Below are 26,297 nucleotides of genomic sequence, written 5' to 3'. Positions count from 1 at the left end.
CCAACCTTGAAAGGTACAATCATGACCTCCAAGAAGTCCGCACGGCTTACCCGCCGCGCAGCCCTGGCCGCCGCCGGTGCTGGCGCAGCAACCGCCCTCGGTGCGCTGCTCACCCCCGCGCAGGCCTACTACAACCGACCCACCGTCCGTTACCGCCCGGCCTTCCGCTACACCTACCGTTACAACCGCTACGGCCGTCGCGAGCGCGTCATCATTGTTGATAACGGCGGTAACTAAACCAAACACCCGACCGGGTTATCCTCGCGTTCGGAACATATACTAGGAGGCGGTGCCACACACTCGTGGCGCCGCCTTCGGCGTATCGTGCCGTACCCGCCGCGCGGTCCGCCCATCACCACGGATAGAGAGAACCCATGAATAAGATCAAGCCCCTCACCCGCCGATCCGCCCTCGGCCTGCTCGCAGCAACCGGCGGCGCAACCCTCCTCGCAGCCTGCGGTGCTCAGCCCCAGGCAATCAGCGGCTCTGCGTCTGCATCCGGTAGCGCATCTGCTTCCGCGTCGGCATCTAAGACCGCACGCACCGACTACTCCGGCGTTGCAACCCTCGACGGCTACACCTCCAAACCTGCTGACTACCAGCCCGGAACCCGCACCGAGCCCTCTAAGAACGCGCCCGTGCCCGTGAAGCCCGCCGTTGCCAACGAGAACAGCGTGGAAGGTCTGTACCAGTCCATCGCGTTCTTCGGTGCCGCCATTGAGTACTACATGCGTACCGGTAAGACCGAGCCCCTGCGTGAATGTGCGGTTGACAACTCCGAGCTGAAGAACATGCTCGAACCCGAAGAAGGCACCCTGGGTGCTGGTCTGCAGCAGGGCAAGATTTGGATGCAGGACCCGTCCGCCACCATCACCATGCTTACCGCACAGCCCGAGCGTGATGGCGACGCCTACGACTGGGATATCCGCCTGACCATGGACACCGGCGAGTTCATCGCAAGCAAGGACCGTGTGGAGGACGCTTCCTCCGATTCGGACCGTAAGAACGATGTGGAGCGCACCCTGCACGGTGTGTACGAGAACGGTGCGTGGAAGCTGACCGGTATGCGTGCTTCTTCCTCTTCGCCCTCGGCTTCCGCTTCGGCTTCTGACTCCTAAAACTCAAGAGCCTAGAAACGCATAGTTTCTGAAATAGAAAGGCGCCCGCCTCGTGGTTTTCAAGCCACGAGGCGGGCGCCTCACCTATATACGCAATAAAGCATATACCCTTATCGGGAAGCTACCAGATGCGCACGCGCTCCTCCGGAGCCAGGTACAGTGCATCGCCCTCAGAGACACCAAACGCCTCATAGAACTCATCAATATTGCGCATTACACCGTTCACACGGAACTCATCCGGCGAATGCGGATCCACCGAAATCATCACCTCGGCGTGCTGCGGGCGGGACTTCGTGCACCAGCCGCGAGCATTCGAGAAGAAGAAACGCTGAATACCGGTCATGCCGTCAATCACCGGCGCGTCAGCCAGCGACTCAATGCCCTGCTTCTTCAAAGCCAGACGGTACGCCTTCAACGCAATCGACATGCCAGCCAGGTCGCCAATGTTCTCGCCCAGAGTCAGCTCACCGTTCACGTGGAACTTCGGGTCCAGACCCACCGGAACATACGCGTTGTACTGCTCCACCAGCGCGGAGGTGCGCTCCTTGAACTTCGCGTAATCCTCCTCAGTCCACCAGCTCTCCAGCTTGCCGTCACCGTCATAGCGGGAACCCTGATCGTCAAAGCCGTGGCCAATCTCGTGGCCAATAATCATGCCGATATTGCCGTAGTTCGCCGCATCGTCAGCATCCGGGTTGAAGTACGGGGGCTGCAGAATTGCTGCCGGGAACACAATCTCATTCGCCGGCGGCATGTAGTACGCGTTCACGGTCTGCGGAGTCATCAGCCACTCCGACTTATCCACCGGCTGACCCTTACGGGCAATCAGCCAGTCAGCATCAAACGCACCGGTACGGCGCAGGTTCTCAAACAGGTCACCGGGCACCAGCTCCAGGGCGGAGAAGTCACGCCACTTATCGGGGTAACCGATCTTGGTGACGAACTTCGACAGCTTCTCCAGCGCCTTCTGACGGGTTGCCTCAGTCATCCAGTCCAGCGACTCAATGGACTCGCGGTACGCCTCCAGGAGGTTGCCGACCAGAACCAGCATCTTCTCCTTGTGCGAAGGCGGGAAGTGCACAGCCACGTACTCCTGGCCAATTTCCTCACCCAGAGCCTTCTCGACAGCGCCCACGCCGCGCTTCCAGCGCTCACGAATCTGCTGAGTACCGGAAAGGGTCTTGCCGTAGAAGTTGAAGCTTTCCTGAACTAGCTCGTCGTACATGAACGGCGCACGCGAACGCAGAACGGTCCACACAGCCCACAGCTTCCAGCTCATCAGCGGGATGGAGGTGAACAGCTTCGCCGCACCCTCAAAGAAGGACGGCTGACCCACAATAACCTGACCCAGGGTCTCCGGGTCGGCACCCAGAGCCAGCAGCCACTGCGAGAACGGGAAGCCGGGGAACTTCTCGTCCAGCTCAGTCGCCTGGTACGGGTTGTAGGTCGCCTCAGCGTCGCGGTTCTCCACGACGTTCCAGTGCAGGCGAGCCAGCTCCGACTCGTGAGTGAACACCAGCTGAGCCGCCTGCTCCGGAGTCAGACCGAAGCCCTCAGCCAGACCGGTCAGCTGGAACATGCGGGCAATATGCTCAACATACGCCGCGCACGCCTGCTCGTGCTTCTCTTCACGGTAGTAGGATTCATCCGGCAGACCCAGACCCGACTGGTACAGGAAGAACGTGTAATTCTTCGGGTCCTTCGGGTCGTTGCTGGTGTACCAGGCGAACAGCTGCGGCAGACCCGCACGAGACAGCAGCGCCAAGGTCACAGCCAGGTGGGAAGGGGTTGCCGAGTTCAGAATCGGGGCGATTTCCTTCAGCAGCGGCTCCAGGCCGTCCGCCTCAATCTTCTCAACATCCATGAAGGAGTTGTAGAGCGCACCAATACGGGACTCCGGCTGCTCCTTCGCAATCTTCTCCACCAGCTCACGCACGTGCTTCTCTGCGTTATCGCGGAGGGTGTACAGGCCGCCATCCTTGGGGCGATCCGCCGGGATTTCGTGGGTAGCCAGCCACTTACCGTTGACGTGGCGGAAGAAATCGTCGCCCGGCTTGACGGTTTCATCCACCCATTCTTTAGTGATTCCAGAGTTAGTAGTCATGGTTCCATTCTATGTTCTTACGCCCCCAAGCCACAGGATGCCCGGCATGCCGCCAGATGCTGGCTCACCGGTACAGGTGCTTCTCAGAGGCGTTTTAGGCGGCATAAAGGGGCGGGGTAGCCCTCCCAGGATGCAGAAAACCCGCCCGCACGGTCACACAACCGTACAGGCGGGTTAACATCTACCCCCGAACTGTTAAGTAGTTCAGGAAAGAAGAAGCACTATTCGCTTAAGCCTGAGCCGCCAGCTTCTCCGCGCGCTCAGCCATCATGCGCTTCTCAGCACCGTTGACCAGCCAGAGGAACAAAACCGCCAGACCGGAGCACACAATCATGAAGACGAACGCGGTGCTCCAACCCCAGTGGTCAACAATAATGCCGATACCGGCAGACGCCAGGGTCGCACCCAGCGCGTAACCGAACAGGCCGGTGAAGCCCGCAGCGGTACCCGCAACGTGCGAGGGGGACAGGTCAATAGCCTGCAGACCAATCAGCATGACCGGGCCGTAAATCAGGCCACCAATCAGAGCCAACGCAACGTACGCAATCCACAGCGGCGCATCCGAAGAAGGCAGCCAGTACAGCAGAATCGCGCCAACGGTCGCAAGCAGGAACAGGATACCCGCGGGGGAGCGGCGACCCTTGAACATGCGGTCAGAAACGTAACCGCACAGCACGGTGCCACCAATGCCGGCAAGCTCCAGAATCGAGAAGCCCGCGATACCGCCCTCAAGGGAGGTGTGGCGCACATCGTGCAGGTACTTCGGCGCCCACACCAGCACGCCGTAACGCAGGGTGTACACGAACACGTTTGCCAGAGCCAGGTACACCATGGTCGAGTTGGTCAGCACGTGCTTACGGATGGTGGTCCAAGTGGACTCCGCACGATCCTCAGCGGTGGACTCAACCTTGTGCGGGTCGTTGCGGTACACGTCAACGGTGGGCAGACCCTCAGCCTCGGGGTTGTCACGAATCAGCAGCCACGCCACGAACGCCAGAACGAAGCTGATGACGGCCGGGAACCAGAATGCAACCTCCCAGGTCTTACCGAACAGGGAGAAGCCCCAGGCCACCAGCAGGCCGGACAGCGCACCACCGACGTTGTGGGCGGTGTTCCACCACGAAACCTTCGCGCCGCGCTCGCTGGTGGAGAACCAGTTCACGAGCACGCGGCCCGAGGGCGGCCAGCCCATGCCCTGGAAGATGCCGTTGAAGACCATGATGGTCGCCATGATGGAGGCGATAGCGGCACCGTAGCCGGCCGCACCCGCGCCTTCACCCATGTAGCCGGTCAGCGCCAGCAGAATGTTGGCAACACCCGAGAGCACCAGACCGATGGGCAGGAACAGACGCGCATTCGAGCGGTCGGAAATCATCGCGGTGAGGAACTTGCTGAAGCCGTAGGCGAGCAGCAGTGCCGTGGACAGTGCGCCGATGGCCGCATTGCTGAAGCCGAGTTCCTTGGTCAGAATCGGGGTGACCAGCGGGACGTTGTTACGAATCAGGTAGAAGGTCGCGTAACCGATGAAAATACCCATGAAAACCTGCAGACGCATGCGCGGGTACTTTGCATTAACTTCTGCCTCACTCAGTTGAGGCTTGGGTGCCGGAATAGCGAGCCAGCGGGGTACAGAACCCTTCTTCTTCTTTGATGAAGCGGTAGTAGTCATGCTGGAATTCTAAAAACGAATTCTTATAAAAATGCTAATTTGATGGGCATATGTGCATAGTATTCTTGCAATGGTGAACAGATATTCAGAACGTAAATTCTCTAAAAGTCGTTTCTCCCTTGAAATTTCGGTGAATCTGAAAATACCTGTGATGCGCATCTATCTATCGGGGGACGGGGCTACGTGGCGCGCGATGAATATAAATGCTTTCAATAAACGGCAAGAGAATGTTATGGTCAGACCACACATAAATTTAGGGTAATTTATACCCTAAATCCGCCTCGAAAACCACGTGGAAAACCACGTGGACGCCGCGAAACGAACCCGGGACAAATCCGGAACGAATTCGCGACGGGCACCCCCGAGCACGCAAAAGTCCGCCCGCACGGTGCAGAAGAAGCCGTGCGGGCGGGCCCGTTATCTATCCCCAAAAGTTCGGCGTGCAGTCGGTACGCATACCGGCGGGAAGCCGAACAGCCGCTACCTACCGCGAATCACCGCGAGCAAACCATCATCCGGTCAACCCGCAGCAGGTAGCGGAACCTAAAGCTCTCCGGGTGGGAAACCTAGAGAGAAGCGCGAATCGCCTTGGTGGCGTCCACCAGGTGACGCAGAGACTGCTTGGTCTCCTCGTAATCACGAGTCTTCAGACCGCAGTCGGGGTTCACCCACAGGTCGGCAATCGTGCCGTAGCCAATCGCAGCCTTCAGCAGGGACTCAATCTCCTCCTGCGAAGGAACACGCGGGGAGTGGATGTCCCACACGCCCGGGCCCAGACCGGAAACGAAGGTCTCCGGAATGTCTGCCAGCAGCTCCATGTGCGAGCGGGCGGCCTCGATGCTGGTCACGTCGGCGTTCAGAGCGTTAATCGAGTCGATAATCTCGTTGAACTCCGAGTAGCACAGGTGGGTGTGAATCTGGGTGGAGTCCTTCACGCCGCTGGTTGCCAGGCGGAAGGAGTTCACCGACCAATCCAGGTACTGCGGCTGCTCATCGCGGCGCAGGGGCAGCAGCTCACGCAGAGCCGGCTCGTCCACCTGAATGATGCGGATGCCTGCCTCTTCCAGGTCGGCAATCTCGTCGGCAAGAGCCAGAGCCACCTGGTTAGCGGTCTCGCGGCGCGGCTGGTCGTCACGCACGAAGGACCACGCCAGAATCGTCACGGGGCCGGTGAGCATGCCCTTGACGGGCTTCTCGCTCAGCGACTGTGCGTGGGAGCTCCACGGCACGGTGAACGCCTCACCGCGCAGGCCCTCGCCGTGACGCTTCACGTCACCGAACAGGATCGAGGGGCGGGTGCAACGCGAACCGTAGGACTGAACCCAGCCGTGGCGGGTGGTTGCGAAGCCGTCGAAGTTCTCGGCGAAGTACTGAACCATGTCGTTACGCTCAGCCTCACCGTGAACCAGCACGTCCAGGCCCAGCTCCTCCTGCAGCTTGATGACCGAGGCGATCTCGTCACGCAGGAAGCCGTTCAGCTCCTCAGCGGAAATCTTGCCCGCACGAGCCTCCGCGCGGCGGCGGCGAATCTCAGCGGTCTGCGGGAAGGAGCCGATGGTGGTGGTCGGCAGCTTCGGCAGGTTCAGGTCGGCCTGAGCCGCATGGCGAACGTCAATGGTCGGGCGGTCGAAGTCCTCGGCGGTTACAGCTGCGGCGCGGGCACGAATCTCGTCGTTGTGCTTGCGCGGGTCGGCGGCGAAGCGAGCCAGCGCCTCATCAGCAGCCTTCAGCTCGGGCTCAACAGCGGCCTCACCCTCGGCCAGGCCACGAGCCAGCAGTGCAATCTCAGCGACCTTCTGGTCGGCGAAGGCCAGGCCGTCCACGGGAACCTCGGCGGGGTCTTCCAGAGCCAGGTCGTGCGGCACGTGCTGCAGGGAGGTCGAGGAGGATACAGACACGGCACCCTCGGATGCGCCCGGCAGCGCCTCCAGAGTCTTCAGAGCCGCGCGAACATCAGCACGCCACACGTTACGGCCGTTCACGATGCCTGCCACCAGGTGCACGCCAGCGGCAGAAACAGACTCAAGCTCAGCCTTCGAGTACACGCCGTGCACCAGGTCAAGATGCAGAGCCTCAACACCGGTACCCAGCAGCGCCGGCAGGTTCTCACGCAGGGAACCGTAAGGGCTGGTCACCAGAATCTGCGGGCGCTTCTCGGCGGCGGCCAGGGCGCGGTAGGTGCGCTCGGCCAGCTCGGCAACCTTCGCGTTGTCGGCACGGTCCACGGTCAGGCCCGGCTCGTCCAACTGAACCCACTCAACACCGCGCTCAGCCAGCTGCTCCAGCACCTGAGCGTACGCGGCAACGAACTCGTCCAAGCGGTCGATGGGTGCGAAGTCCTCGGCGGAACCCTGCTCAGCCTTAGCGCCCAGCAGCAGGGTCAGCGGGCCAACAATCTGCGGGCGAACCTTCACGCCAGCCTGCTTAGCGACCTCGAGCTGCTCGTCAATAGCCTCAAGGTTCAGCTTAATCTCGGTGCCGGCACCAATCTCGGGCACCAGGTAGTGGTAGTTGGTGTCGAACCACTTGGTCATCTCCAGCGGAGGCAGGGTCTCGGTACCACGCGCCAGGGCGAAGTAGCCGGGCAGATCCAGCAGGCCGCGTGCATCCTTAGCCTCGGCCAGACGCTCGGGAACCAGGGTGAACAGGCGAACAACGTCGAGCACCTGGTCGTAGTAGGAGAAGGTCGCCGGAATCGAGTAGTCGTCAGCCTTCAGGCCCGCGGCGGTCACGCGCTCAAAATAGGTGCGCTGCACGTCAGCGGCGGTATCCTGCAGCTCCTGCAGGGTGACCTTGCCCTTCCAGAAAGCCTCCTGAGCCTTCTTCAGCTCACGGAAGCGGCCCACGCGGGGGTAACCAACAATAGTTGCGGCGGGGAAAGCAACGTTAGACATAGTGCATATTCCTTTACTGGGGATAGAAATGGGAGAATCAGCGGGCCCTGCCGGCCCCGTCGATGGGGCCGAGATCCGCGGGACGCTCCCGGGGTACTTTGGGGGAAACTTGGGTGGCGCATCCGCGCCGGGTGGAGCGGGTCGCGTTTAGGCGAATTCCAGCTCGCTCAGGGGCTGGGAGAAACGGTTGCTGTATCGGGGCAGGTCCAGCTGATCCAGAACGTCCAGCACCGCGGCATGCTCGTTGAAGGTGAAGAAGTGCAGGCCCGGTGCGCCCGCATCCATCACGGCGCGGCACTGGTTCAGTGCGTAGTCCACGCCGATGCGGTGCAGCTCTGCGCTGCTGGTTGCCGTCTCCAGGGCGTACGCAAGATCCGCCGGAACCGACATGCCCGCCATCTGGCAGAGGTTCTGCAGGCGCTTCAGGGAGGTCACCGGCATGATGCCCGGAATAATCGGGATGTCCACACCCGCCAGGCGAGCCGAATCGACCAGGGCACTGTAACGCTCATCCTCGAAGAACACCTGGGTGATAGCGAAATCCGCGCCGGCACGCTGTTTCGACAACAGAATCTCAATATCCTGCAGCAGGGATGCGGACTCGGGGTGCTTCTGCGGGTACGCCGCCACACCGATGGACACCTTACCCGCCGCCAGGTGGGCGAAATCTTCACGTTCCACGCGGCGAATCAGCTCGACCAGGTAGCGGGCGAAGGGAAGCTCCGAAACCTGACCTTCCTGCACGTCACCGCGCAGCGCCAGGAAACCGCGCACGCCCAGACCCAGAATCAGGCGGACCGCACGCTCCAGCTCGTGCACCGAGTGGCCTGCACAAATCAGGTGTGCCAGGGGGGTGAGGGAGGTTTCGTGCACCAGATAATCGAGCAGCGCCAGCGTCTTCTGACGGCGCTTCGCGTCACCGGAGTAGGTGACCGAAACGTAGTCGGGGTTGGTACCCTCAAGCTCCGCAATGGTGCGAATCAGCGACTCACAGCTTGCGTGTGAGCGCGGAGGGAACAGCTCAAAAGAAAGAGCCGGGTGAACTGTCGTCATAACCATCCTTCGTGTTCACCCGATAGATACGCACCGTAAGGGTGCGCGAATTCTTCTGCAGGATGCGCGCCACCGGTTTGCGGGTGCACATCATCAAGGGGTGCCGAAGGGTATTCTTCTCTATCGGTTCTGGCGGGAGCACCTTGTCCGCACCCTGCACCGTGACGGTGGGGGATACTGGCGAGGTTGCTGCGACGTCGACGAGCCAGATCTCTCGGTCGCTCTTGATAGATAACGCCTTCACTGTACCGGGCGTTTTGGAGGGTGCGCAAGAACTTCGGGGGATGATGACCCAATATGTCGAGAGATGACGAGTCACCGAAATATGAACTTAATATGACCGACTATGACGAAGGGTGGCTGGGGGTGTTGCGGGTAGGGCTGTCGGCTGACCCCTGAATGCCCGAAAATATCACAGATATATCTGCTTAATATTCTTGGACACGCACGAATATGTGTGTTTTATATTTCATTGAAGAGTAGAGTTAGTTAGTGAGGCACGGGTAGTGTTTCAATGTCCGCTCATCGAGGAGTTTCAGGGCTCAAAGATGAGTTCAATATGACTTTATGAGCGTGGTGAGAATGAAAAAGCTATTTTCTTCTATACTCTGGTCCTTCCGCCTAGCATGGAAAACCTGTCCCACAACCCTGGTGAGCGTCGCCCTATCGCTAGCCGTCATTGCCTGCATTCCCTTGAGTCAGTCCCTGCTGATTGGTAATACAGTATCAGCCTTGAGCGGTTCAAATGGTGGCGCGGCCTGGATTTATATCGTTGCTCTTGCCCTTGTTGTCGGAATTAATATCATTGCTAAACGCTGGGTCATAAGTAACATGCTCATCCTCAAATCAAAGGTGAACTATCGGGTTCACTGCATGTTAAATAACAGGTTATCTACATTTCCGTTATCTGATATAGGTAGCACAAAATCACAGGAAGATATACGTGCTGCTAGAGAGGCAATATCGAAACAGGAATTGCAGGTTCACACCATGTCAGTTATGACACTGGTGAGTGCCTTCGCAATGGTGTTACTTCTCTGTCTTAATATCGCGAACGTCAGCATTGTGGCAGCAATTTTTGCGGCACTGTGTTCACTACCCCTATCTATTGCAATGGTGATTCTCGCTAAACGTGATTACGCTATCTACACCCTAATGTACGAGGACTATCGGGCAGAGAACTACTATCTAGACAATCTGATGGCTCAGAGTCGAGCCCAAGAACTTCACCTCATGAGAGCCTCCCGATTTTTCTCGCAACGCGTAGCGTCCTGGCGACGCCGGGCAACCGGTAGGGAATTGAGCCTTGAAAGTGTTAGAGGAATCATCTCCGTAGTTGCAGGGCTACTCTGCTCTGTCTTACTTTTTGCGTCCCTGTACTTCCTTGTGGATTCAGGCGCCAATATATCGTATGTGGCCGGATCGCTGATTGGAATCATTGCCTGTGTTGACGCGACCCAAGAGGTGGGATATTCATTCGGCCAGATTATTAATGGAGCATTATCTGTTCAGCAATTCCGAAGGGTATGCGACTCTGATACTTACGACCATGCTTCTGAGATAAAAACTTCTAACCCTAACCGTGAAAATATTTCAAAAATTATATGCAAAGATGTATCCGTTCAGTATGAGGGCGCGTCGTCTTTTGCGCTTAAAGATATTAATCTTGAGCTGATGAATAATCAAATGATTGCAGTAGTTGGTGCCTCGGGCGCGGGAAAAACAACGCTAATAAATGCAATTCTTGGAATTACACCAATTGCCCAGGGGAGCATAACGTATAAGGGTGCTTCTTCTGAGAGTAAATACAACATGTTGGCAAATGTGGGTTTGGTGAGTCAAGACTACGGCCGTTATGAACTGACTGTGCGTGAAAACCTCCTGCTGGGTTTGCCGCAGGAGGCTGTTGAGCGTCTTGGTGATGCTGATTTGTGGTCGGCTTTGTCGGTGGCTTGTGCTGATGATTTTGTGCGTGGTCTTGAGGGTGGTTTGGACGCTCAGTTGGGTGAGTCGTTTGGTGGTGTTGGTCTTTCGGGTGGTCAGTGGCAGCGTTTGGCGTTGGCGCGTGTGGTTCTTCGGGATGCGCCGGTGTGGGTGTTGGATGAGCCGACCAGTGCTGTGGATGCTGAGACTGAGGAGGAGATTTTTGCTCGGTTGAAGGTGGCTGCTGTTGGGCGTTTGGTGGTGTTGGTGTCTCATCGTGCGTGGACGTTGCGTGGTGTTGATTCTGTGGTGGTGTTGGATGGTGGGTGTGTGGTGGAGCAAGGAACCTACCGGGACCTAACGACCGACCCCACATCACGCTTCAGGAAGCTCTTCGCCTCCCAACTGGAGGGGAAATAACCACGCAACATACCCGCACAACGTAGAGTTAAAAGCATGGAACGTATTGAATCTCCCGTCTACCGCAGGCTCGGCAACTCCGGTCTCGTCGTACCCAGCGTCGGCATCGGCTGCAACAACCTCGGCCGCCCCGGCACCCCCACCCGCACCCAAGAAGGCACCAACGAAGTCATCGCCGCCGCAGTCGACGCCGGCATCAGCTTCTTCGACATCGCCGACCTCTACGGCGCCGAACCCGGCCTCTCAGAAACCATGTTCGGAACCGCCCTCACCCAGCTCGGCCTCGACCGCGACGAACTGACCATCGTCACCAAATTCGGTCTGCCCGTCGGCGACCTCAATGGCAACGACCGCAACGCTCGCGGATCCCGCCGCTACATCATGCGCGCCGTCGAAGGTTCCCTCCGCCGCCTCGGCACCGACTACATCGATCTGTACTTCTACCACAGCCCCGACCCCAACACCCCCATCGAAGAAACCCTCAGCGTCCTCGACCAGCTCGTACGCGACGGTAAGGTCCGCTACCTGGGCCACTCCAACTTCTCCGGCTGGCAGCTCGCCCACGCCGAACACTGCGCCCGTGAACTCGGCACCGAACGGTTCATCGTCGCTGAAAACCACTACAACCTGCTCGACCGCCGCGCAGAACTCGAAATCCTGCCCGCCGCACGGCACTTCGGCATGGGTGTGCTGCCGTACTTCCCGCTCGCTAACGGCCTGCTGACCGGCAAGTACCGCCGCGACAACATTCCCGCCGGTTCGCGCCTGTCCCACTCCAAGAAGAACGTGCTCGACGCCGCCAACTGGGACCAGCTCGAAGCTTTCCACAGCTTCTGCACCGAACGCGGCATTACCGAGGTGCAGGCGGCGTTCTCCTGGCTCGCACAGCAGTCGCCGGTCACCTCCGTCATTGCCGGTGCGACCAGCGCCGAGCAGGTGCGCGCCAACGCACAGGCGGCATGCCTGCGCTTCGACGCTGAGGATCTCGCCGCCCTGGACGCCATCTTCCCGGCACCCGAGAAGATCGCGCTGTTCTAAACTCCGGCTCCCTCTCAAAGGGGCACTCAGGCAGATGCACGAGTCGGCCGTAATATACGCTGAAAAATGTCCGTGGTGAGAAATAAATATCACCCGCCGAACGTTTTCGCTAGGATTAGGTGAGGTGTGTCTAACCTGATGCACCTCACCTAACCTATGTACCCACCCCTGCCGCCTGGAAGCAGCCCCGGCAGGACCACCCGCCACCGGCACATCAAAGGACACCATGAGCGCACAGAGCACCGCCTCCACCCTGCCCCCTCTGGGCACCGGGAAGCACAGTCGATACCTCGGCATCATTGCACTCATCGCCACCTTCGGCGGTCTGCTCTTCGGCTACGACACCGGAGTGATCAACGGCGCGCTCGAACCCATGAGCCGCGAACTCGGCATGGACTCCACCGCCCAAGGCTGGGTCACCGGATCGCTCGCCTTCGCCGCCGCTATCGGCGCACTCGGATGCGGCCGCATCTCTGACCGGTTCGGCCGCCGAACCACCATCATTGGGCTCTCTACCATCTTCTTCATTGGTGCCCTGACCTGCGTGTTTGCACCCAACGTCGCCGTACTCATCACCGGACGCACCCTGCTCGGCCTGGCGGTCGGCGGCGCCTCCGCCGTGGTGCCCGTGTTCCTCGCAGAGCTCGCACCCTACGAAATTCGAGGCTCCCTCTCCGGCCGCAATGAGCTCATGGTCGTGGGCGGTCAGCTTGCCGCGTTCATCGTGAACGCCCTCATCGGCAACGTATGGGGCGAGCACGACGGCGTGTGGCGCTGGATGTTCGCCATCTGCACCCTACCCGCCATCGGCCTGTTCGTCGGAATGCTGCGTGTACCCGAGTCGCCGCGCTGGCTGCTGCGCGCCGGTAGGCGTGAGCAGGCGCTTGAGGTGATGAAGCGCATCCGCTCCGCCGAGCGTGCCGAGGCTGAGATCGCCGACATTGAACGCACCCTGCAGGCGGAGGCGGCAACCCAGAACGACGCGGCAGGTAAGGAAAGCGTGGGCGTGCGCGGCTGGTTCGTGCGCATCCTGCTCGTCGGTATTCTGGTCGGCGCGGGCCAGCAGCTGACCGGCATCAACTCGATCATGTACTACGGCATTAAGGTGCTCAAGGAAGCCGGTTTCAGCGAGTCTGCGGCGCTCATTGCGAATATTGCGCCGGGTACGATTGCGGTGCTCGGCTCGATCCTGTCGCTGCGCCTGATGGAGCGTGTACCGCGCCGCGTCATGGCGATTACCGGTTACGCGTCGACCGCGTTTTTCCACGTACTCATTGCGGGTGCATCCCTGCTGCTGCCCGCCGATAACCCGGCACGCCCCTGGATTCTGCTGGTGCTCATCGTCTGCTTTGTGGGTGCGATGCAGACCTGCCTGAACGTGTCCACCTGGGTGATTATGAGCGAGCTGTTCCCGCTGCGCGTGCGTGCGGCGGGCATGGGTATTTCGGCGTTTAGCGGCTGGATGATGAACGGCACCCTGTCGCTCGTGTTCCCCGTGATTCTGGGTGCGGTCGGTCTGACCGGCTCGTTCATCGGCTTTGCCGTGGTGAACGTGATTATTGCGCTGCTGATGTTCCGCAACCTGCCGGAAACCCGCGGCGTGAGTCTGGAGCAGGTGGAGCGCGGCGTGATGGACGGCAGCGCCTACCCCTTCGCGCGCGGGCGCTAAACCCTGCGGTTTTAGGCACGAACGAGGCGGGCGGCCCCTCCCCGGTGGAGGTGCCGCCCGCCTCGCAATATGCGTTAGGAGATTAGTCTGCGGGGTTCTCTTTGAGGAACTCGTCGAGGCCGATGCGGTAGCCGTCATCTTCGGCGCGTGCCTTACGAAGAGCCTCAATGTCGAGGAGCTCTTCGTACTCTTCAAGTAGCTTCAAATCTTCGTAGGAGATGAGCGCGGCAACGGTCTTTCCGTTGCGGCTGATGAGCGGACGTTCGCCGGAGAACACGGCTTCGTTGACTTTGGTTCCGAGGTTGTCGCGGAGTTCTTTAAGAGTCGTGACATTGGAACGAGTCCGGTGAGTGGTGACAGTCATGACCGGTTCCTTTCTGGGGTTTCTGTGGCGGCTCCGAGGATAGTTCCTGCGTAGGTTCCATCCAGGGGAGTTACTTACATGGTACAACAATGTAAAGTGTGTAAAAAGTGTACACTTTTTCTGCTAAGGTTGAGGGTAAGATTTAAAGCTCTGCCTGAAGGGTGCAGATGACTGCAAACCATGTCTCAAACCCCGTGTACCGGGTTGAATTGACGCGTAAAGCAGCGAAAGAACTGAAAAAAATCCAACGAGAAGACCGGGCAGTCTTCGAGAAAATTATCGTCTGCCTCCAAGCCCTTGGTGACGACCCATATATGGCGGGAGTCAAGAAGCTACAGGGTGAAGAAGGGTACAGGGCGCGAGTAGGAAATTACCGCATCCTGTACACCGTTGATAACGGTGCGGTTGTTGTTGAGGTTTTCCGAGTCGGGCATCGGCGAGAGGTTTACCGCGGGCTGTAGGGTATAAGGTTCTGGGGCTACCCTCGGCACCTGGCCGTGGCGGCTATCCGAGGCGACCCGGGGAGGCTCATCCCTCGGACGCGTCACAAAAAATTTTTATATTTTTAGCGGATAATCCATCAACGCGCCCCACAAGGGGACCTGCCGATAATACTCGGCTCAACGCACCGTAGATGTCGTTGTGTAAACCCAAAACAAGAGACTTAATCCACAGAAACCACGCTACACAAGTGAAGGGGCTGTTCGTTGAGCGAAAAGCAAGGAGCCCCTACCCTGAAACCCCGCCCGTAAGGTGCTACCGTCAAGAGGGTACTATTGACTTCAAAGTGCCGAAATATATGCTTGACCTGTGCGAGCACACACCGCGCAGCCACCGGAACGATTCGTCACCCGGTGCAATACACATGACTCTAACGAAATATAGGTGAACCATGACTGAGAACGTACACAACGATTGGGATCTGCGTAGCGAAGAGGTCCAGAAGGATCAGGTAGCAGCATACGACGCGATGCGCCGCCGCTGCCCCGTCGCCCACGACGAATTCATGGGCTACTCCGTCTTCAAGAACGCCGACGTGCAGCACGTTCTCGACCACCCCGAAATCTACTCCAACGTGGTCTCCAACCGCCACATCGCCGTCCCCAACGGCATGGACGCCCCCGAACACACCGCGTTCCGCGCAATCAACGACAAGTACTTCACCCCCGAGCGCCTCGAAAAGTTCGCACCCGTCATCCGCGAAGCCGTGCAGGGCCTCATCGCTGACCTTCCTCGCGGCGAAGAGGTAGACGTCATGCAGGGCTTCGGTCAGGCATACGCAATGCGTGTGCAGAACGCCTTCATGGGCTGGCCCGCATGCCTCGAGCAGCCCCTCACCGAGTGGATCGAGAAGAACCGTGTGGCCACCCTGCGCCGTGACCGCGCAGAAATCGCCAAGGTCGCCCTCGAATTCGACGGCTACATCCGCCAGCTGCTCGACGAGCGCCGCGAGGATGCCGCAGCCGGCAAGCCCAAGGACGTCACCGCCGAACTGCTCACCGACATCGTGGACCTGCCCGGCGAAGAGCCCCGCACCATGACCGACGAAGAGATCGTCAGCCTCATCCGCAACTGGACCGTGGGCGAGCTGTCCACCGTCTCCGCAACCGTGGGTGTGTTCGTGAACTTCCTGGCACGCAACCGCGCCGAGCAGGACCGCCTGCGCGCATCCCTCGCCGACGGCAACGCCCTGGAAGACTCCAGCGAAATCGCCCTCGCCGTCGAGGAAATCATGCGACTCGAGGACACCCTCGTCACCAACCGCCGCATCACCACTCGGGACACCGAACTTGGCGGCCGCACCCTGCCCGCCGGCTCCCGCGTGACCATCAACTGGGCCAGCGCAAACCGCGACGAGGACGCCTTCGAGGACGCCCTCACCTACAACCCGCACCGCGATCAGTCCCGCAACCTCGTGTACGGCGACGGCATCCACGTTTGCCCCGGTGCGCCCCTGGCACGCCTGGAGCTGCGCATCCTGCTCGAGGAGCTGCTGCGCGGCACCAAGTCGATTGAGATTGCAGACGAGAGCGAGAAGCCCGCAACCGTGAACGCCGTGTACCCGGTCTCCGGCTACTCGGTCGTGCGCGCCATCTTCAACTAAGGAGTTATCGGCATCGGCGGTGCCGCCCGAGCGGAATGAACCGGATGCCGTAGCATAACGCGAGAGGCGCCGAACCCCTTTGATAGGGGTTCGGCGCCTCGCGCTGTTAAGAGTGAATAGGGGCTAGAATACACCGCCCGCTATAGACGGAGCAGAATATTCTTTAATGGCTATATACACTGGTCGGTTATCTCAGTGAGCTGAGTTTAGCGGCCGGTAGCCGAGGGCTTCGCGGAAGAACGAGACGAGGCGCTCGCAGACGGACGAGCCGAAGCACTCGCAGAAGCCGAGGCGGAAACCTCCGCCGCCGCGCTCGCCGACTCCTCAGCCGATAGCGGCGTACCGTCTGCATGCACACCAGCCATTGCCGGGGTCACGCCATTCACGAAGCTCAGCTTCGCCTGCTTGAAGTGATAATCCGGGGAGCAGGTCAGCTTGTACTTGGTATCCGCCAGCTCGCGAATCGTCTTCACATAATTCTGAGTCTCGGGGAAGGGCGGAACGCCGCCGTACTTCTCCACGGGACCGGGGCCCGCGTTATAGCCGGCGAGCACCACATCCTGCAGCTCATCCTCATTAGAAGCGTACTTCGCCAAACGGGTGCGAAGCTCGGACAGGTAGCGGGCCTGCGCCGCAATCGCATCGTGCGGGTTCAGCACGTTGCCGCCGTTGCCGAAGCTGTAATGCTCGGCGTTCCACGCCTCATCGGTAAACTGCGCGATACCCTTAGCGCCCTGATGGGACTCAACGCCCACGCGCCAGTGGCTCTCGGTCTCAATCTGCGCGGCCATCACGCCGGGGCGGAAACCCGACACCTTAGAGCCCTCCTCAAAATCGGATCGGAGGGCCGCCGGAGCATACGAAAGCTCGGTCATGCCGCAATAATCATCGTAGGTGGCCGCCAAACCGGCGACGCCGCCACCCAGCAGGACCGCAGAGGCGATAATCTGCCAGTGCGCAAGCACCCCGGCGATAAAGCGCAGCGGGAAAGCTTTACGCGGCCGAGGGGAAGTCTGTGCGTCCGCCGAGGCGGAAGTGTGGTTGGAGGCGCTCGTAGCGTTACGCTCGGAAGGGGCGCCCGAAGTGCTATGTGCCATCCATCCAGACTAGCGCACCCGAGCCGCGGATGCCGACAAAATGCCCACGGATGAGGCTAAAAGCATAGTCAGCGCGGGATGCGCACCCCGCCCCAATCCGGGCAAACCGCCCTGCCGCCCGCCTGCGAGAAAGGAAGAGCCCGCCCGGAAAGGCCCCCGGGTAGCGGAGGGCCCCGCCGCACACATCCGAGGATGCACCCGACGGGGCCTCACAAATCCCGCTGCCGCGAGGGCTCGGCTCACGGGGTCGCCTAGCGGTCGGTCACCACAATCTTGCCGGCGGCGCCGCGCTCCATCTCCGCGAAGGAATGGTTCACGAACGTGTAAGTGCCGGACTCCAGGAACTGCATCTCCACGAAGCCGCCCTGGGCGGGGGCCAGATCCAGGGCCTGACTGTGGCCGTCACGGCTGCCGTACGCATCCGCGCCGCGGCGCAACAGGTAGCCGCCCTCCTTATAGACCGTGTCGAACTGCGAACCGACCACGTGGAAACTCGTGCCGTGGTTCGGGCCCGCCGCCATCACCCAAATACGGATACGCTCGCCCTTCTTCACCTGCAGCGGCTTTGCCTTGTACTGGGTTGCGTGGCCGTTGAACATGGTCAGCGTGGGGGTGCCCGCCGCAATCAGGTCGGGAGAGTTCTCCGCCAGCTTGTTGCCGTCGGAGGCGGTCTTGCCGGTGTCGTGCAGGTACGCCTCGCCCTGAACCATCACGTACTCGTGATCCACCTGATCCATGTCAGCCGGGTCAATGATGACCGAGCCATACATGCCCTGGGTCATGTGCAGGCTCAGCGGGGCGGTACCGCAGTGGTACAGCCAGATACCGGCGGCCTTCGCCTCGAAACGGTAGACGAGACGCTCACCGGGGGCGATGGTCTTCATCGTGTTATCGGGGGAAACCATGCCCGCGTGGAAGTCCAGCGAGTGGCCCATCGTGCCGTTATTGACGAGTGTAATTTCAAAAATATCGCCGACCTTGCCATGCAGAACCGGGGCCATGTTTTGCCCGTTGAAGGTCCACATGTGGACGGTTACGCCGGGGGCTACCTCGCGGTCGACCTCCTGCACCTCCAGGGTGACCTTGCGGACGGTCTTGCCGTTCACCTGCGTGGCGGTGTTCGGTGCCGGGATGTTCGGGTCGCGGTACTGGTAGCCGCTGCCGGGCGCCGCAGACATGTCAATCTTGCCGTTCGCAACCGTCATGAGGGTCGGGACGTTACCCGTCGCGGCGTGGTTGTGGTTGGTGTGGTCGCCGGAAGCCACCTGCTGCGAGGAAGCACCGGTCACCTTCACCTTGAGGACCATGCCCAGGGAGCGGTGGCCCGCCACGGAGCAGTACGCCTCGGTATCGGCGGTCATGACGCCGGCGTCCACGGTCTTCGTCTCGCCGGGGTTGATGCTGCCGGTGGTTGCGCCGTTGTCGAAGGTCAGGTCGTGGGCCATGCCCTGGTCGTCGTTGGTGACCTCGACGACCAGGCGGTTACCGGCGGGCACCTCCACCTCGGCGGGGGTGAAGCGGTAGTTGCTGGTTGCCTTCACCTTGACGGTGGTGGTCTGTCCGGTCGGCGTGACCGCCTGCGAGCCGGCGTTCAGGGTGGGCAGGGCCGAGAGGTTCAGCGCGGAGGGGTTCACCGCGAAGCCCAGCAGGAAGGCCATGGCCACGGCCAGGGCCGCCTGGAAGCTCTGCTTGGCGTGCGGGACGGGCTCGGGGGTGAGCGCCTCCTGGTTGAAGGCGGGCTTCTCACCGCGGGCGCGGGCCGCCATCATCTCCTTGCGGGCGCTCACCGAGGCCTTCACACCGCGAATCATGAGCGGAATGAACGCGGCCAGGGCCAGGGCACCCACGACGGCGACGGCAATCTTAATAGACTGGCCCACCGCCGCGCCGGGCATCATGAAGACGAGCAGAGCCAGGTTCACGGCGGTCACGCGGGCCGCCGCGAAACGGTTAAATTCTTTATTGGATGCGCGCACCACGGCCGGGCCGCCACCCATGCGCTGCGGAAGCAGGTAGCTCATTGCGCCGAGCAACACCTGAAGCAGGAAGCCAACCACGAAGATGGGGGTCACGGCGCGCATATCCAGCTGCGCGAAGGGGGTGGTCGCCACCATGACGATGGTCGCCACAACGCCCACCAGGAACCAGCAGAAGCCCATACCCACGCTCATGGGCGGGTACTCGTTCGGGCGCTTGGTGCGCAGGGTGCGAACCATCACCCCGGCCACGAGCAGCAGGCCCAGCAGGTACACCACGAGGCCGGCCACGGCCACCGGGCGCAACCCGAAGAGCGCACCGACCAGGGTCAACGCAACGCCACCGCACATGAGGTACAGGGCGCGCACGCTGTGGGCAAGCGCCTTATCCACCATCTTGGTGCGCAGCATGGTCGGCCAGAAGGTTACCAGCGTGCCAACCACCGTGATACCAACGAATCCGAGCACGTTCACGGCCTCGTGGGCGAGCAAAAACTGCGAGTGCAGGGTGCCGTTCAGGCTCGGGTAGGCCACCATCGCGCCGAGCAGGGCGCCCAGGGGCAGCAGCAGGGCCGCAACGATGTAGAAACGAATCGTCACGCCAAAGCGGGAGGGCAGGGCGCGGCGTACCTGGCCCATCAGATAGATGCCGTGCCAGGCCACCATCGCACCGATGACGAGGGCACCAATCACCGTGCAGGCGTACAGGCCCGGCACGCTCAGCTGGCCAACCATGCCTACCATGAGAAGCACGATGCCCGCGTTCAGGGTGAAGATGCGGCCCACCTGGACCTTGCGCTGCTCGTCGGGGATCTTGATCTTCATGAGCGCTTCGGTGAAGTGCTGCGACCAAATCAGAATCGAGTTCGTAATCAGGCCGAGGGTCACCATGTGCACCATCAGCCAGCCGCTATTGGGGATGACGCGATGCAGCAGAAGCGCGGCGATGAGGGCAAACATCCAGTAGGAGACAGGCTTGGAAGCGCGACGATGCCACGTGCCGCGGCCGGATGCGCGGCGCGCAATCTCTTCGGTGGTGAGGGAAGCGCCGGGGACGCCGGCCGAGCGCATGCCGATGCTCAGTCCGGAGGAGCCGCCTCCGGAGACGGCCGCACCGTCTGCCGCACCGCTTGCTGAACTGCCGGGCGCGCCGATGCTCAGGCCGCCGAGGCTTCGGGGACGCTGGCCGTCGGGCTTGCCGCCGCCGGTTGCGCCGGGGCGCTCGCCGCCGTTGGGCTTCTCGCCGTCAGATGGGGTGCCGAGATGTTCGCTCACGCAATCACTGCTTTCACTGCTGGTTGTTCACGTCGGTACGTCGGTGTGTTGACGTCGGTGTGTTCGGGGGCGCTCCGCATCCGCTAGACTCCGCGAAGGGCGCGTCGAGTGCCATATAAATCCATTATATTGCCCCATTTGTACCAATTTTGAAGACAGTACGTGCGTATAAATACGCTCTGCGGCCCGCTTCCTGAAGCCTGTGAATATGCGCCCTGATGCATCGGATACACCCGCTTCGCGATACACTGTTATGGCTTGAAAACACCGATGCCCCGCACTCTCACGGGGCATCCGAGACACCCCGCGCCGGGATCCGCAGCCAACCCCACAGTAAGGACATCTCGTGGCCAGGACTAAACCATCCACACCCACCCTGGGAAAGCTCGCCATTGCGGCACTCATCCTCATGGTGGTGTGCGGTTACCTCTTTGAAATCCTTATTAACCCCTTCGGCGGTTTGGACTTTTCCATCTACCGCATGGGTGCCATGACCATCTTCGACAATGAAGGGTTTACCAAGGACCTATACGCGCCAGCATTTGTTGAAATTGGTGTGTTGAAGCTCCCCTTCACCTATCCGCCGTTTGCGGCTCTCGTCTTCCTGCCCTTTGCGTTCCTGCCGCTTGAGGTGGGCAAAGCCATTATGGTGCTGGGAACTGCCGCTGCCGCGTGGTGGCTTTCGACGATTATCTACAACTACACCCAGGCTTCCGGTCGTGCGTTGCCCCTGCAGAATCGCCTTGGCCGCACCGGAACTATCGCTGCTTTGACCATCCTGGTGATGCTGTGCGGCCCGTGGCGACGTACTTTTGACCTCATGCAGATTAACCCGCTTATTATGGCGCTCGTGCTGGCGGATTTTGTGCGTCCGGCGACCCGCGTGCCGCGCGGTGTGCTGATCGGCATTGCGGGTGGCTTGAAGCTTACTCCGCTGGTCTTCGGCCTGATTCTGCTGGTGCGCCGCGATTGGAAGGGTATCGCAACCCTGGGTGTTACTTTCCTCGCCACGATTGCGGTTGGCTTTATTCTTTTGCCGAATGAAGCACCCCAGTTCTGGTTCTCCGCCATTTCCGATCCCTCCCGCGTGGGCGATATTAACTTTGTGGATAATATTTCCATTCAGGGTTGGCTGCTGCACTTCGGCCTGTCCGAGGGTGCCGCGAAGCCCGTCTACTATGCTCTGGCGCTCGTGAGCATCGTGCTCACCGCCGGCCTGCTGTACCAGCTGGAACGCCGCGGTAAGACCCTCGCACAGGTGGCTGTGACTGGCACTCTCATGGTGGCGCTGTCGCCGATTAGCTGGTCGCACCACAACGTCCTCTTGCCGCTGTTGCTGGCAGCTCTCCTCCTGGATGCATTCCCCACCTTTATGGTGCACTTGCCTTCCGCGGCGCGAAAGGTTGCGTGCGTGCTGGCGTGGGTGGCCGGCGTGGGCTTGTACATTTCGCCTCGTATTATTGGCGGCATCACCCAGCTGGACATGAACGGTCTGGAGTTCCTGTGGGCACCCGGCGTGGCTATTGGTGGTTTTCCCTCCTTCGCCCTGTGGGCTACGGTTATGCTCTGGTCGGTTGCCGCGCTGACCGCCCCGGTGCGCGGCGCGCAGGTTGAGCCCGTGAGGTACGGCTCCGTACGTGGCGATGCGCCGCTGGGCTGGTGGGGTGCCCGCGCCCTGGTCACCGGGCGCACCGAATCTGTATGTACCGATGCTTCTCGGGAAGCAACCGCGTGAGCCGTGAGAAGGAACTAGAAAAGACTCCCGTGAAGAGTACTGAAAAGAGCATAGAGAAGAATACCGGGGCGGTAGCGCCCGCCATCCCGTGGGCCTCGGCCTCCGCACCTTCCGCCGAGGCTACCGCGGCTACCGGGTCCGAGCCCGCTGCCTCCACCCCGGCCGCGAAGCCGAAGGACCGCCCCGAGGCACCCGGTCGCTCCGAGGCACCCGAACGCGTTCTCAGCCTGCGCGAACGCTTCTTCCGCGGCGGCGATATCTGGGCGCACCTGGTGTTCATCCTGGTGGCCGCCTACGCCCTCAACTACGTCACGCACGCCGCGGCCGACGACATCTACGTCTACCGCCTGGGCGCGGTCTCCCTGGCCGACGGCCCCGACGGGCTACAGCTCTATAGCTTCCGCACGCGCGGCCTGCCCTTCACCTACCCGCCGTTTGCGGCCCTGCTCTTCTACCCGCTCGCGTTCCTCACCGAACCGCAGAGCATGATGCTGATTACCGTCATCATCGGCGTGCTCAGCTACGTGTGCGCCTATGCCCTGTACTCCTACGCGCGTAGCCGCGCCTGGCGTCTGCCCCTGCAGAAGTACCTAAGCTCCTGGGGCATGGTCTCGCTCATGGCGGCCCTCATTTGGGCCTGCGGCCCGTGGCGCCTCACCACGCACTTCGGGCAGATTAACGCGATTATCCTCGCCCTAATCTTGGCCGACTTCATGCGCCCGGCCACCCGCGTGCCACGCGGCGTGTTGCTGGGCATTGCCGCCGGCATTAAGCTCACTCCGCTCGCCTTCGGCCTGCTGCTGCTCATGCGTAAAGACTGGAAGGGGCTTATCACCACGGCCCTGAGCTTCGCGGCAACCGTGGGTATCGCGTACCTCGTCGTGCCCCAAGAATCGATGATTTACTGGTTCCAGGCGCTGCGCGACACCTCCCGCGTGGGTTGGTTCAGCTACTTCGATAACGTGTCTATTATGGGCACCCTCACCCACGCGGGCCTGCAGCATCAGCTGACCGCAACCGCCCTGTCGACCGTGCAGGTGGCCCTGACCCTGCTCATCGTTCTGGTGACGGCCGTTCTGCTCATCCCGCTGATTCGCGCCCGCGCGGTCGTGTCGCAGCTGGCGCTGACGGCCTTCATGATGCTGCAAATCTCGCCGATTAGCTGGTCGCATCACAACACCTGGTACCCGCTGATGCTGGCCGCCGTCGTCGTGGAAATCTTCCCGCTGTTTTACCGGTGGGCAAGCTCGTTCATTGCGACCCTCGGCGCTATCACGGCGAGCGTGGCGCTGGTGGGCATGTACATTTCTCCGTACTGGATCGTGCTGGCCTTCGCCCCGCACTTCAGCTCGGACAACATCCTCATGGTGCCCGAGGGTTCGCTGGGCCTCATGGCGGGCACGTCCCCGTACCAGTTCATGTACGTGTTCACGGTGGTGACCTTCTTCGTGTACCTGGTGCACCGCCAGCAGATTAATCGCGCCGCAGCCCGCGAGGGGGAACGCGTGACCGCCCTGGGCGCCGCATACTAGAAACCGCCGCACGACCCGCGGCCGCGGAAGACCGCAGACGCAGAAGAGCCCCCGCATCCGATAGGGATGCGGGGGCTCTTCCGGTGTGCCGCCACGGGCTACGGGCGGCTAGTGGGTGCCGATGCTCCAGTCAGCCGAGGAGGTGCTACGCACCTGCAGGAGGTTCTTGCCGGTGCTCTTCCACTCCATGCTGCTCTTCATGTTCGCCACGCTGGTGCCGAACATAACGTCGCTACGGCTGGCGCTCAGCAGCGCGAAGCCGCGCTTGCTGTCCAGGCCCTTCGCCTCGAACTCCATGGTGGACTCGCCACCGTCGTAGGTGAAGGCGTAGTAGTTCATGTTCGTGTGGAACTTCTCGCCCTTGGCGTAGTTCGGTGCGGAGGATTCGTCGTACACGCGAATCAGCCACTCGCCCTTACCGTTGAGCTCCAGCTTGCGGGTGGGGCTGGAGGGGTTGGTGGTATCCAGCCACGCGGTGCCGCGGATGGGGGTGCGGTCGACGGTCATATCGATGACGCTCAGGCCGGTGGAAATCTCACCCTTCTCGGTGAGGCTGGTGATGTAGGCGCGGCTGCTCAGGTCGTCCGAGGGCTTGAACTCGTAGTAGACGATGCCCTTGGAGGCGTCGCCCTTCACCTTTTCGATGTCGATGTTCTTCTTATCCTCGGTGACGGTCTCCTTGTACTCCTTGTACTCGCCCTCGGGTAGCTTCGCCTCGGACGCGGTGGTCGAGGACGAGCCATCCGAAGACTGGGCGCTCGCCGAGGTGGAGGTGCCGTCCGCCTGGTTCGAGCGGTCGGAGGAGCCCGAGCCGCCGCGCGGCAGGAGCATCACGATGACCAGGATAAGGACGATCAGCAGGGCCAGTGCGGCGCCGATGATGCCCAGAAGCTTGCCGCCGAATGGGCCCTTCTTCTTGGTCTCGGTCTCGGAGGGCTGGGAGTTCTGCGGCTCGTGCTGAGACGCGGAATCAGCCTGGGTGACGTAGGGGTTGAACGCTGCGGTGGGCTGAGCCTGCTGACCTGCCTGCTGACCTGCCTGGTCGGACTGGTCTGCCTGACCTGCCCGACCGGTCTGGCCGGCGGGCTGGTAGGGGTTGTAGGGCTGGCCGCCGTGCTGCGGGGCGAACTGCTCACCCTGGAACTGGCCGGGCTGACCGCCGAAGGAATCGGCGGCACCCTGGTGCGGGTTCTGCTGGCTGGAGAAGTCCTGACCCGCGAAGTCCTGACCGGTAAATTCCTGGCCCGCGGGAGCCTGCGGAGCAAACTCCTGGGCGGCGAAGGCCTGGGGAGCCGCGACGTCGGCGGGGGCCGGGGCGCTTGCCTCGGGGGCCTGCGCGGGCTGCTCGGGCGAGGAGTGGAACTCAATCAGCGGGGAGTTCTCGACGGAGCGGGGCTGGGAAGCCTCGGAGGGGGCGGGCTCCTCAACCGGCTCGGCGGGTGCTACTGCCTCGGCAACGGGCTCCGCGGGAACGTCTGCGGAGACGGGGGCCACGGGAATCGTCGGGGCGGCGGGGGCCACCTCGGCAACAACCTGCTCGACCACAATCTGCTCGGATACGACGGGTTCTGCGGGGGCCTCTTCGACCGGTGCCGCTGCCTCGGAAATAGGCTCAGCGGGGGCCTCCTGAACGGGCTCCGCGGGAGCCTCTGCGGCGGGGGCTTCGCCGGCGGGGTTCAGCACCTCTCGGGGTAGAGCGGTCTCCTGAATCGGCACCGGGGTCAGGTAGCGCATGGGCTTCGGCTCTGCCTCGGTCCGCTCTGCCTCGGTCTGCTCGGCTTCAGCCGACTCTGCGCCGGACTGCTCGGTCGCGATGGGCTCGGCCGCGACGGGCTCCGCGGGAGCCTCTCCGACCGGAACCTCTGCGGAAATCTCGGTCGTCTCAACAGCAGGCTCCGCAACGGGTTCTGCGGGTGCCTCGGCGGCGGGCTCGGAGGCGCCCAGCGCCTCGGCGGACTCTTCCGAAATGAGCGGCTCCAGGGGAGCGTCATCGACATCGATGGGCTCGGGGTCGGGCTCTTCGACCCACAGCTGCCAGCCATCGGGAACGGGACCCCAGGCCGGGTCGGGGCGCCAGGTGGGGGTAGGGGTCCAGCCTGCGGGCGGGGCGGGCCAATTGGGCGGCGGGTTGAAGACGAGTGCCATAAGAAAGCAGCCTTTCTGGTGCTGAAAACACCCCGGAAGAGCGGTCATCAGCGACTATGTATATGACGTGTATTATCGCTTCAAATTATGGCACAGCTTTATGGGTCAAAAGCCTTGCCTGGTCGTTTTTGAGAGGATTCACGGCAGACTCTTCACTTTCGTAACATTCTGCGTTAATCCG

Annotated in this window: 17 protein-coding genes and 1 riboswitch; of the genes, 9 read left to right on the top strand and 8 right to left on the bottom strand. The window is 61.4% G+C overall.

The features are described from left to right. Positions 1-21 precede the first annotated feature (21 nt). Together HMPREF2874_RS00780 and HMPREF2874_RS00775 are read left to right on the top strand one after the other, a co-directional pair. Positions 22-237 carry a hypothetical protein gene (locus HMPREF2874_RS00780; protein WP_049333812.1) on the top strand — a complete coding sequence of 72 codons (216 nt, stop codon included), beginning with the start codon at positions 22-24 and terminating at the stop codon, positions 235-237. 137 nt (positions 238-374) lie between these two features. Continuing rightward, positions 375-1,118 carry a DUF6318 family protein gene (locus tag HMPREF2874_RS00775; protein WP_246823732.1) on the top strand — a complete coding sequence of 248 codons (744 nt, stop codon included), beginning with the start codon at positions 375-377 and terminating at the stop codon, positions 1,116-1,118. 121 nt (positions 1,119-1,239) lie between these two features. Here HMPREF2874_RS00775 and HMPREF2874_RS00770 read toward each other — a convergent pair whose 3' ends face one another. From HMPREF2874_RS00770 to HMPREF2874_RS00755, 4 genes are all read right to left on the bottom strand, one after another. Then, entirely contained in the window at positions 1,240-3,222 is a 1,983-nt protein-coding gene (locus HMPREF2874_RS00770) for a M13 family metallopeptidase (RefSeq protein ID WP_070648474.1), read from the bottom strand. Positions 3,223-3,451: 229 nt separating this feature from the next. Next, positions 3,452-4,891, bottom strand: coding sequence for an MFS transporter (locus tag HMPREF2874_RS00765; RefSeq protein ID WP_070648473.1), 1,440 nt, complete (start codon positions 4,889-4,891; stop codon positions 3,452-3,454). 566 nt (positions 4,892-5,457) lie between these two features. After that, positions 5,458-7,785: a 5-methyltetrahydropteroyltriglutamate--homocysteine S-methyltransferase gene (gene metE, locus HMPREF2874_RS00760; protein WP_070648471.1), complete on the bottom strand. Its 2,328-nt coding sequence runs from the start codon at positions 7,783-7,785 to the stop codon at positions 5,458-5,460. A gap of 147 nt (positions 7,786-7,932) precedes the next feature. Beyond that, entirely contained in the window at positions 7,933-8,838 is a 906-nt protein-coding gene (locus tag HMPREF2874_RS00755) for a methylenetetrahydrofolate reductase (RefSeq protein ID WP_049333826.1), read from the bottom strand. A gap of 117 nt (positions 8,839-8,955) precedes the next feature. Then, a riboswitch (SAM riboswitch) is annotated at positions 8,956-9,072 on the bottom strand. A gap of 459 nt (positions 9,073-9,531) precedes the next feature. Between HMPREF2874_RS00755 and HMPREF2874_RS00745 the strand changes: the two genes are divergently transcribed. From HMPREF2874_RS00745 to HMPREF2874_RS00735, 3 genes are all read left to right on the top strand, one after another. Next, positions 9,532-11,181: an ATP-binding cassette domain-containing protein gene (locus tag HMPREF2874_RS00745; RefSeq protein WP_246823731.1), complete on the top strand. Its 1,650-nt coding sequence runs from the start codon at positions 9,532-9,534 to the stop codon at positions 11,179-11,181. Positions 11,182-11,217: 36 nt separating this feature from the next. Further along, positions 11,218-12,219 (top strand): aldo/keto reductase, encoded by a 1,002-nt coding sequence (locus tag HMPREF2874_RS00740; RefSeq protein ID WP_070648465.1) that lies wholly within the window; start codon positions 11,218-11,220, stop codon positions 12,217-12,219. Positions 12,220-12,445: 226 nt separating this feature from the next. After that, positions 12,446-13,888 (top strand): sugar porter family MFS transporter, encoded by a 1,443-nt coding sequence (locus HMPREF2874_RS00735; RefSeq protein WP_070648463.1) that lies wholly within the window; start codon positions 12,446-12,448, stop codon positions 13,886-13,888. An 82-nt stretch (positions 13,889-13,970) separates the two neighbouring features. Here HMPREF2874_RS00735 and HMPREF2874_RS00730 read toward each other — a convergent pair whose 3' ends face one another. Continuing rightward, on the bottom strand, positions 13,971-14,252 hold the full coding sequence (locus HMPREF2874_RS00730; RefSeq protein WP_070648462.1) for a type II toxin-antitoxin system prevent-host-death family antitoxin: 282 nt from the start codon (positions 14,250-14,252) through the stop codon (positions 13,971-13,973). Positions 14,253-14,419: 167 nt separating this feature from the next. Here HMPREF2874_RS00730 and HMPREF2874_RS08940 point away from each other — a divergent pair, with 167 nt between their 5' ends. Beyond that, the gene (locus tag HMPREF2874_RS08940; protein ID WP_083309801.1) at positions 14,420-14,713 is read left to right on the top strand and encodes a type II toxin-antitoxin system RelE family toxin; all 294 of its coding nucleotides are present in this window, start codon (positions 14,420-14,422) and stop codon (positions 14,711-14,713) included. 431 nt (positions 14,714-15,144) lie between these two features. Continuing rightward, entirely contained in the window at positions 15,145-16,356 is a 1,212-nt protein-coding gene (locus HMPREF2874_RS00725) for a cytochrome P450 (protein WP_070648460.1), read from the top strand. 206 nt (positions 16,357-16,562) lie between these two features. Here the strand turns inward: HMPREF2874_RS00725 and HMPREF2874_RS09565 are convergent, their stop codons facing one another. Beyond that, the gene (locus HMPREF2874_RS09565; RefSeq protein ID WP_070648458.1) at positions 16,563-17,453 is read right to left on the bottom strand and encodes a lytic transglycosylase domain-containing protein; all 891 of its coding nucleotides are present in this window, start codon (positions 17,451-17,453) and stop codon (positions 16,563-16,565) included. Between the two features lie 251 nt (positions 17,454-17,704). Continuing rightward, the gene (locus HMPREF2874_RS00715) at positions 17,705-20,704 is read right to left on the bottom strand and encodes a multicopper oxidase domain-containing protein (protein WP_371440534.1); all 3,000 of its coding nucleotides are present in this window, start codon (positions 20,702-20,704) and stop codon (positions 17,705-17,707) included. A gap of 346 nt (positions 20,705-21,050) precedes the next feature. On the opposite strand from HMPREF2874_RS00715, the gene HMPREF2874_RS00710 reads away from it, so the two are divergent. Together HMPREF2874_RS00710 and HMPREF2874_RS00705 are read left to right on the top strand one after the other, a co-directional pair. Beyond that, the gene (locus tag HMPREF2874_RS00710; protein WP_070648455.1) at positions 21,051-22,439 is read left to right on the top strand and encodes a glycosyltransferase 87 family protein; all 1,389 of its coding nucleotides are present in this window, start codon (positions 21,051-21,053) and stop codon (positions 22,437-22,439) included. A 29-nt stretch (positions 22,440-22,468) separates the two neighbouring features. Next, on the top strand, positions 22,469-23,971 hold the full coding sequence (locus tag HMPREF2874_RS00705; protein WP_246823730.1) for a glycosyltransferase 87 family protein: 1,503 nt from the start codon (positions 22,469-22,471) through the stop codon (positions 23,969-23,971). 108 nt (positions 23,972-24,079) lie between these two features. Here the strand turns inward: HMPREF2874_RS00705 and HMPREF2874_RS00700 are convergent, their stop codons facing one another. After that, on the bottom strand, positions 24,080-26,116 hold the full coding sequence (locus HMPREF2874_RS00700; protein ID WP_070648451.1) for a hypothetical protein: 2,037 nt from the start codon (positions 26,114-26,116) through the stop codon (positions 24,080-24,082). Positions 26,117-26,297 lie beyond the last annotated feature (181 nt).

This window comes from Rothia sp. HMSC068F09, assembly GCF_001812775.1.
GTDB lineage: Bacteria > Actinomycetota > Actinomycetes > Actinomycetales > Micrococcaceae > Rothia > Rothia mucilaginosa_A.
This window is presented reverse-complemented; position numbering and strand designations above follow the sequence as displayed.

Coding starts and splice junctions, on each gene's coding strand:
- HMPREF2874_RS00735 (WP_070648463.1), top strand. CDS start 12,446: ATGAGCGCACAGAGCACCGCCTCCACCCTGCCCCCTCTGGGCACCGGG.
- HMPREF2874_RS00755 (WP_049333826.1), bottom strand. CDS start 8,838: ATGACGACAGTTCACCCGGCTCTTTCTTTTGAGCTGTTCCCTCCGCGC.
- HMPREF2874_RS00700 (WP_070648451.1), bottom strand. CDS start 26,116: ATGGCACTCGTCTTCAACCCGCCGCCCAATTGGCCCGCCCCGCCCGCA.
- HMPREF2874_RS00725 (WP_070648460.1), top strand. CDS start 15,145: ATGACTGAGAACGTACACAACGATTGGGATCTGCGTAGCGAAGAGGTC.
- HMPREF2874_RS08940 (WP_083309801.1), top strand. CDS start 14,420: ATGACTGCAAACCATGTCTCAAACCCCGTGTACCGGGTTGAATTGACG.
- HMPREF2874_RS00740 (WP_070648465.1), top strand. CDS start 11,218: ATGGAACGTATTGAATCTCCCGTCTACCGCAGGCTCGGCAACTCCGGT.
- HMPREF2874_RS00730 (WP_070648462.1), bottom strand. CDS start 14,252: ATGACTGTCACCACTCACCGGACTCGTTCCAATGTCACGACTCTTAAA.
- metE (WP_070648471.1), bottom strand. CDS start 7,785: ATGTCTAACGTTGCTTTCCCCGCCGCAACTATTGTTGGTTACCCCCGC.
- HMPREF2874_RS00765 (WP_070648473.1), bottom strand. CDS start 4,891: ATGACTACTACCGCTTCATCAAAGAAGAAGAAGGGTTCTGTACCCCGC.
- HMPREF2874_RS00775 (WP_246823732.1), top strand. CDS start 375: ATGAATAAGATCAAGCCCCTCACCCGCCGATCCGCCCTCGGCCTGCTC.
- HMPREF2874_RS00780 (WP_049333812.1), top strand. CDS start 22: ATGACCTCCAAGAAGTCCGCACGGCTTACCCGCCGCGCAGCCCTGGCC.
- HMPREF2874_RS00770 (WP_070648474.1), bottom strand. CDS start 3,222: ATGACTACTAACTCTGGAATCACTAAAGAATGGGTGGATGAAACCGTC.
- HMPREF2874_RS09565 (WP_070648458.1), bottom strand. CDS start 17,453: ATGGCACATAGCACTTCGGGCGCCCCTTCCGAGCGTAACGCTACGAGC.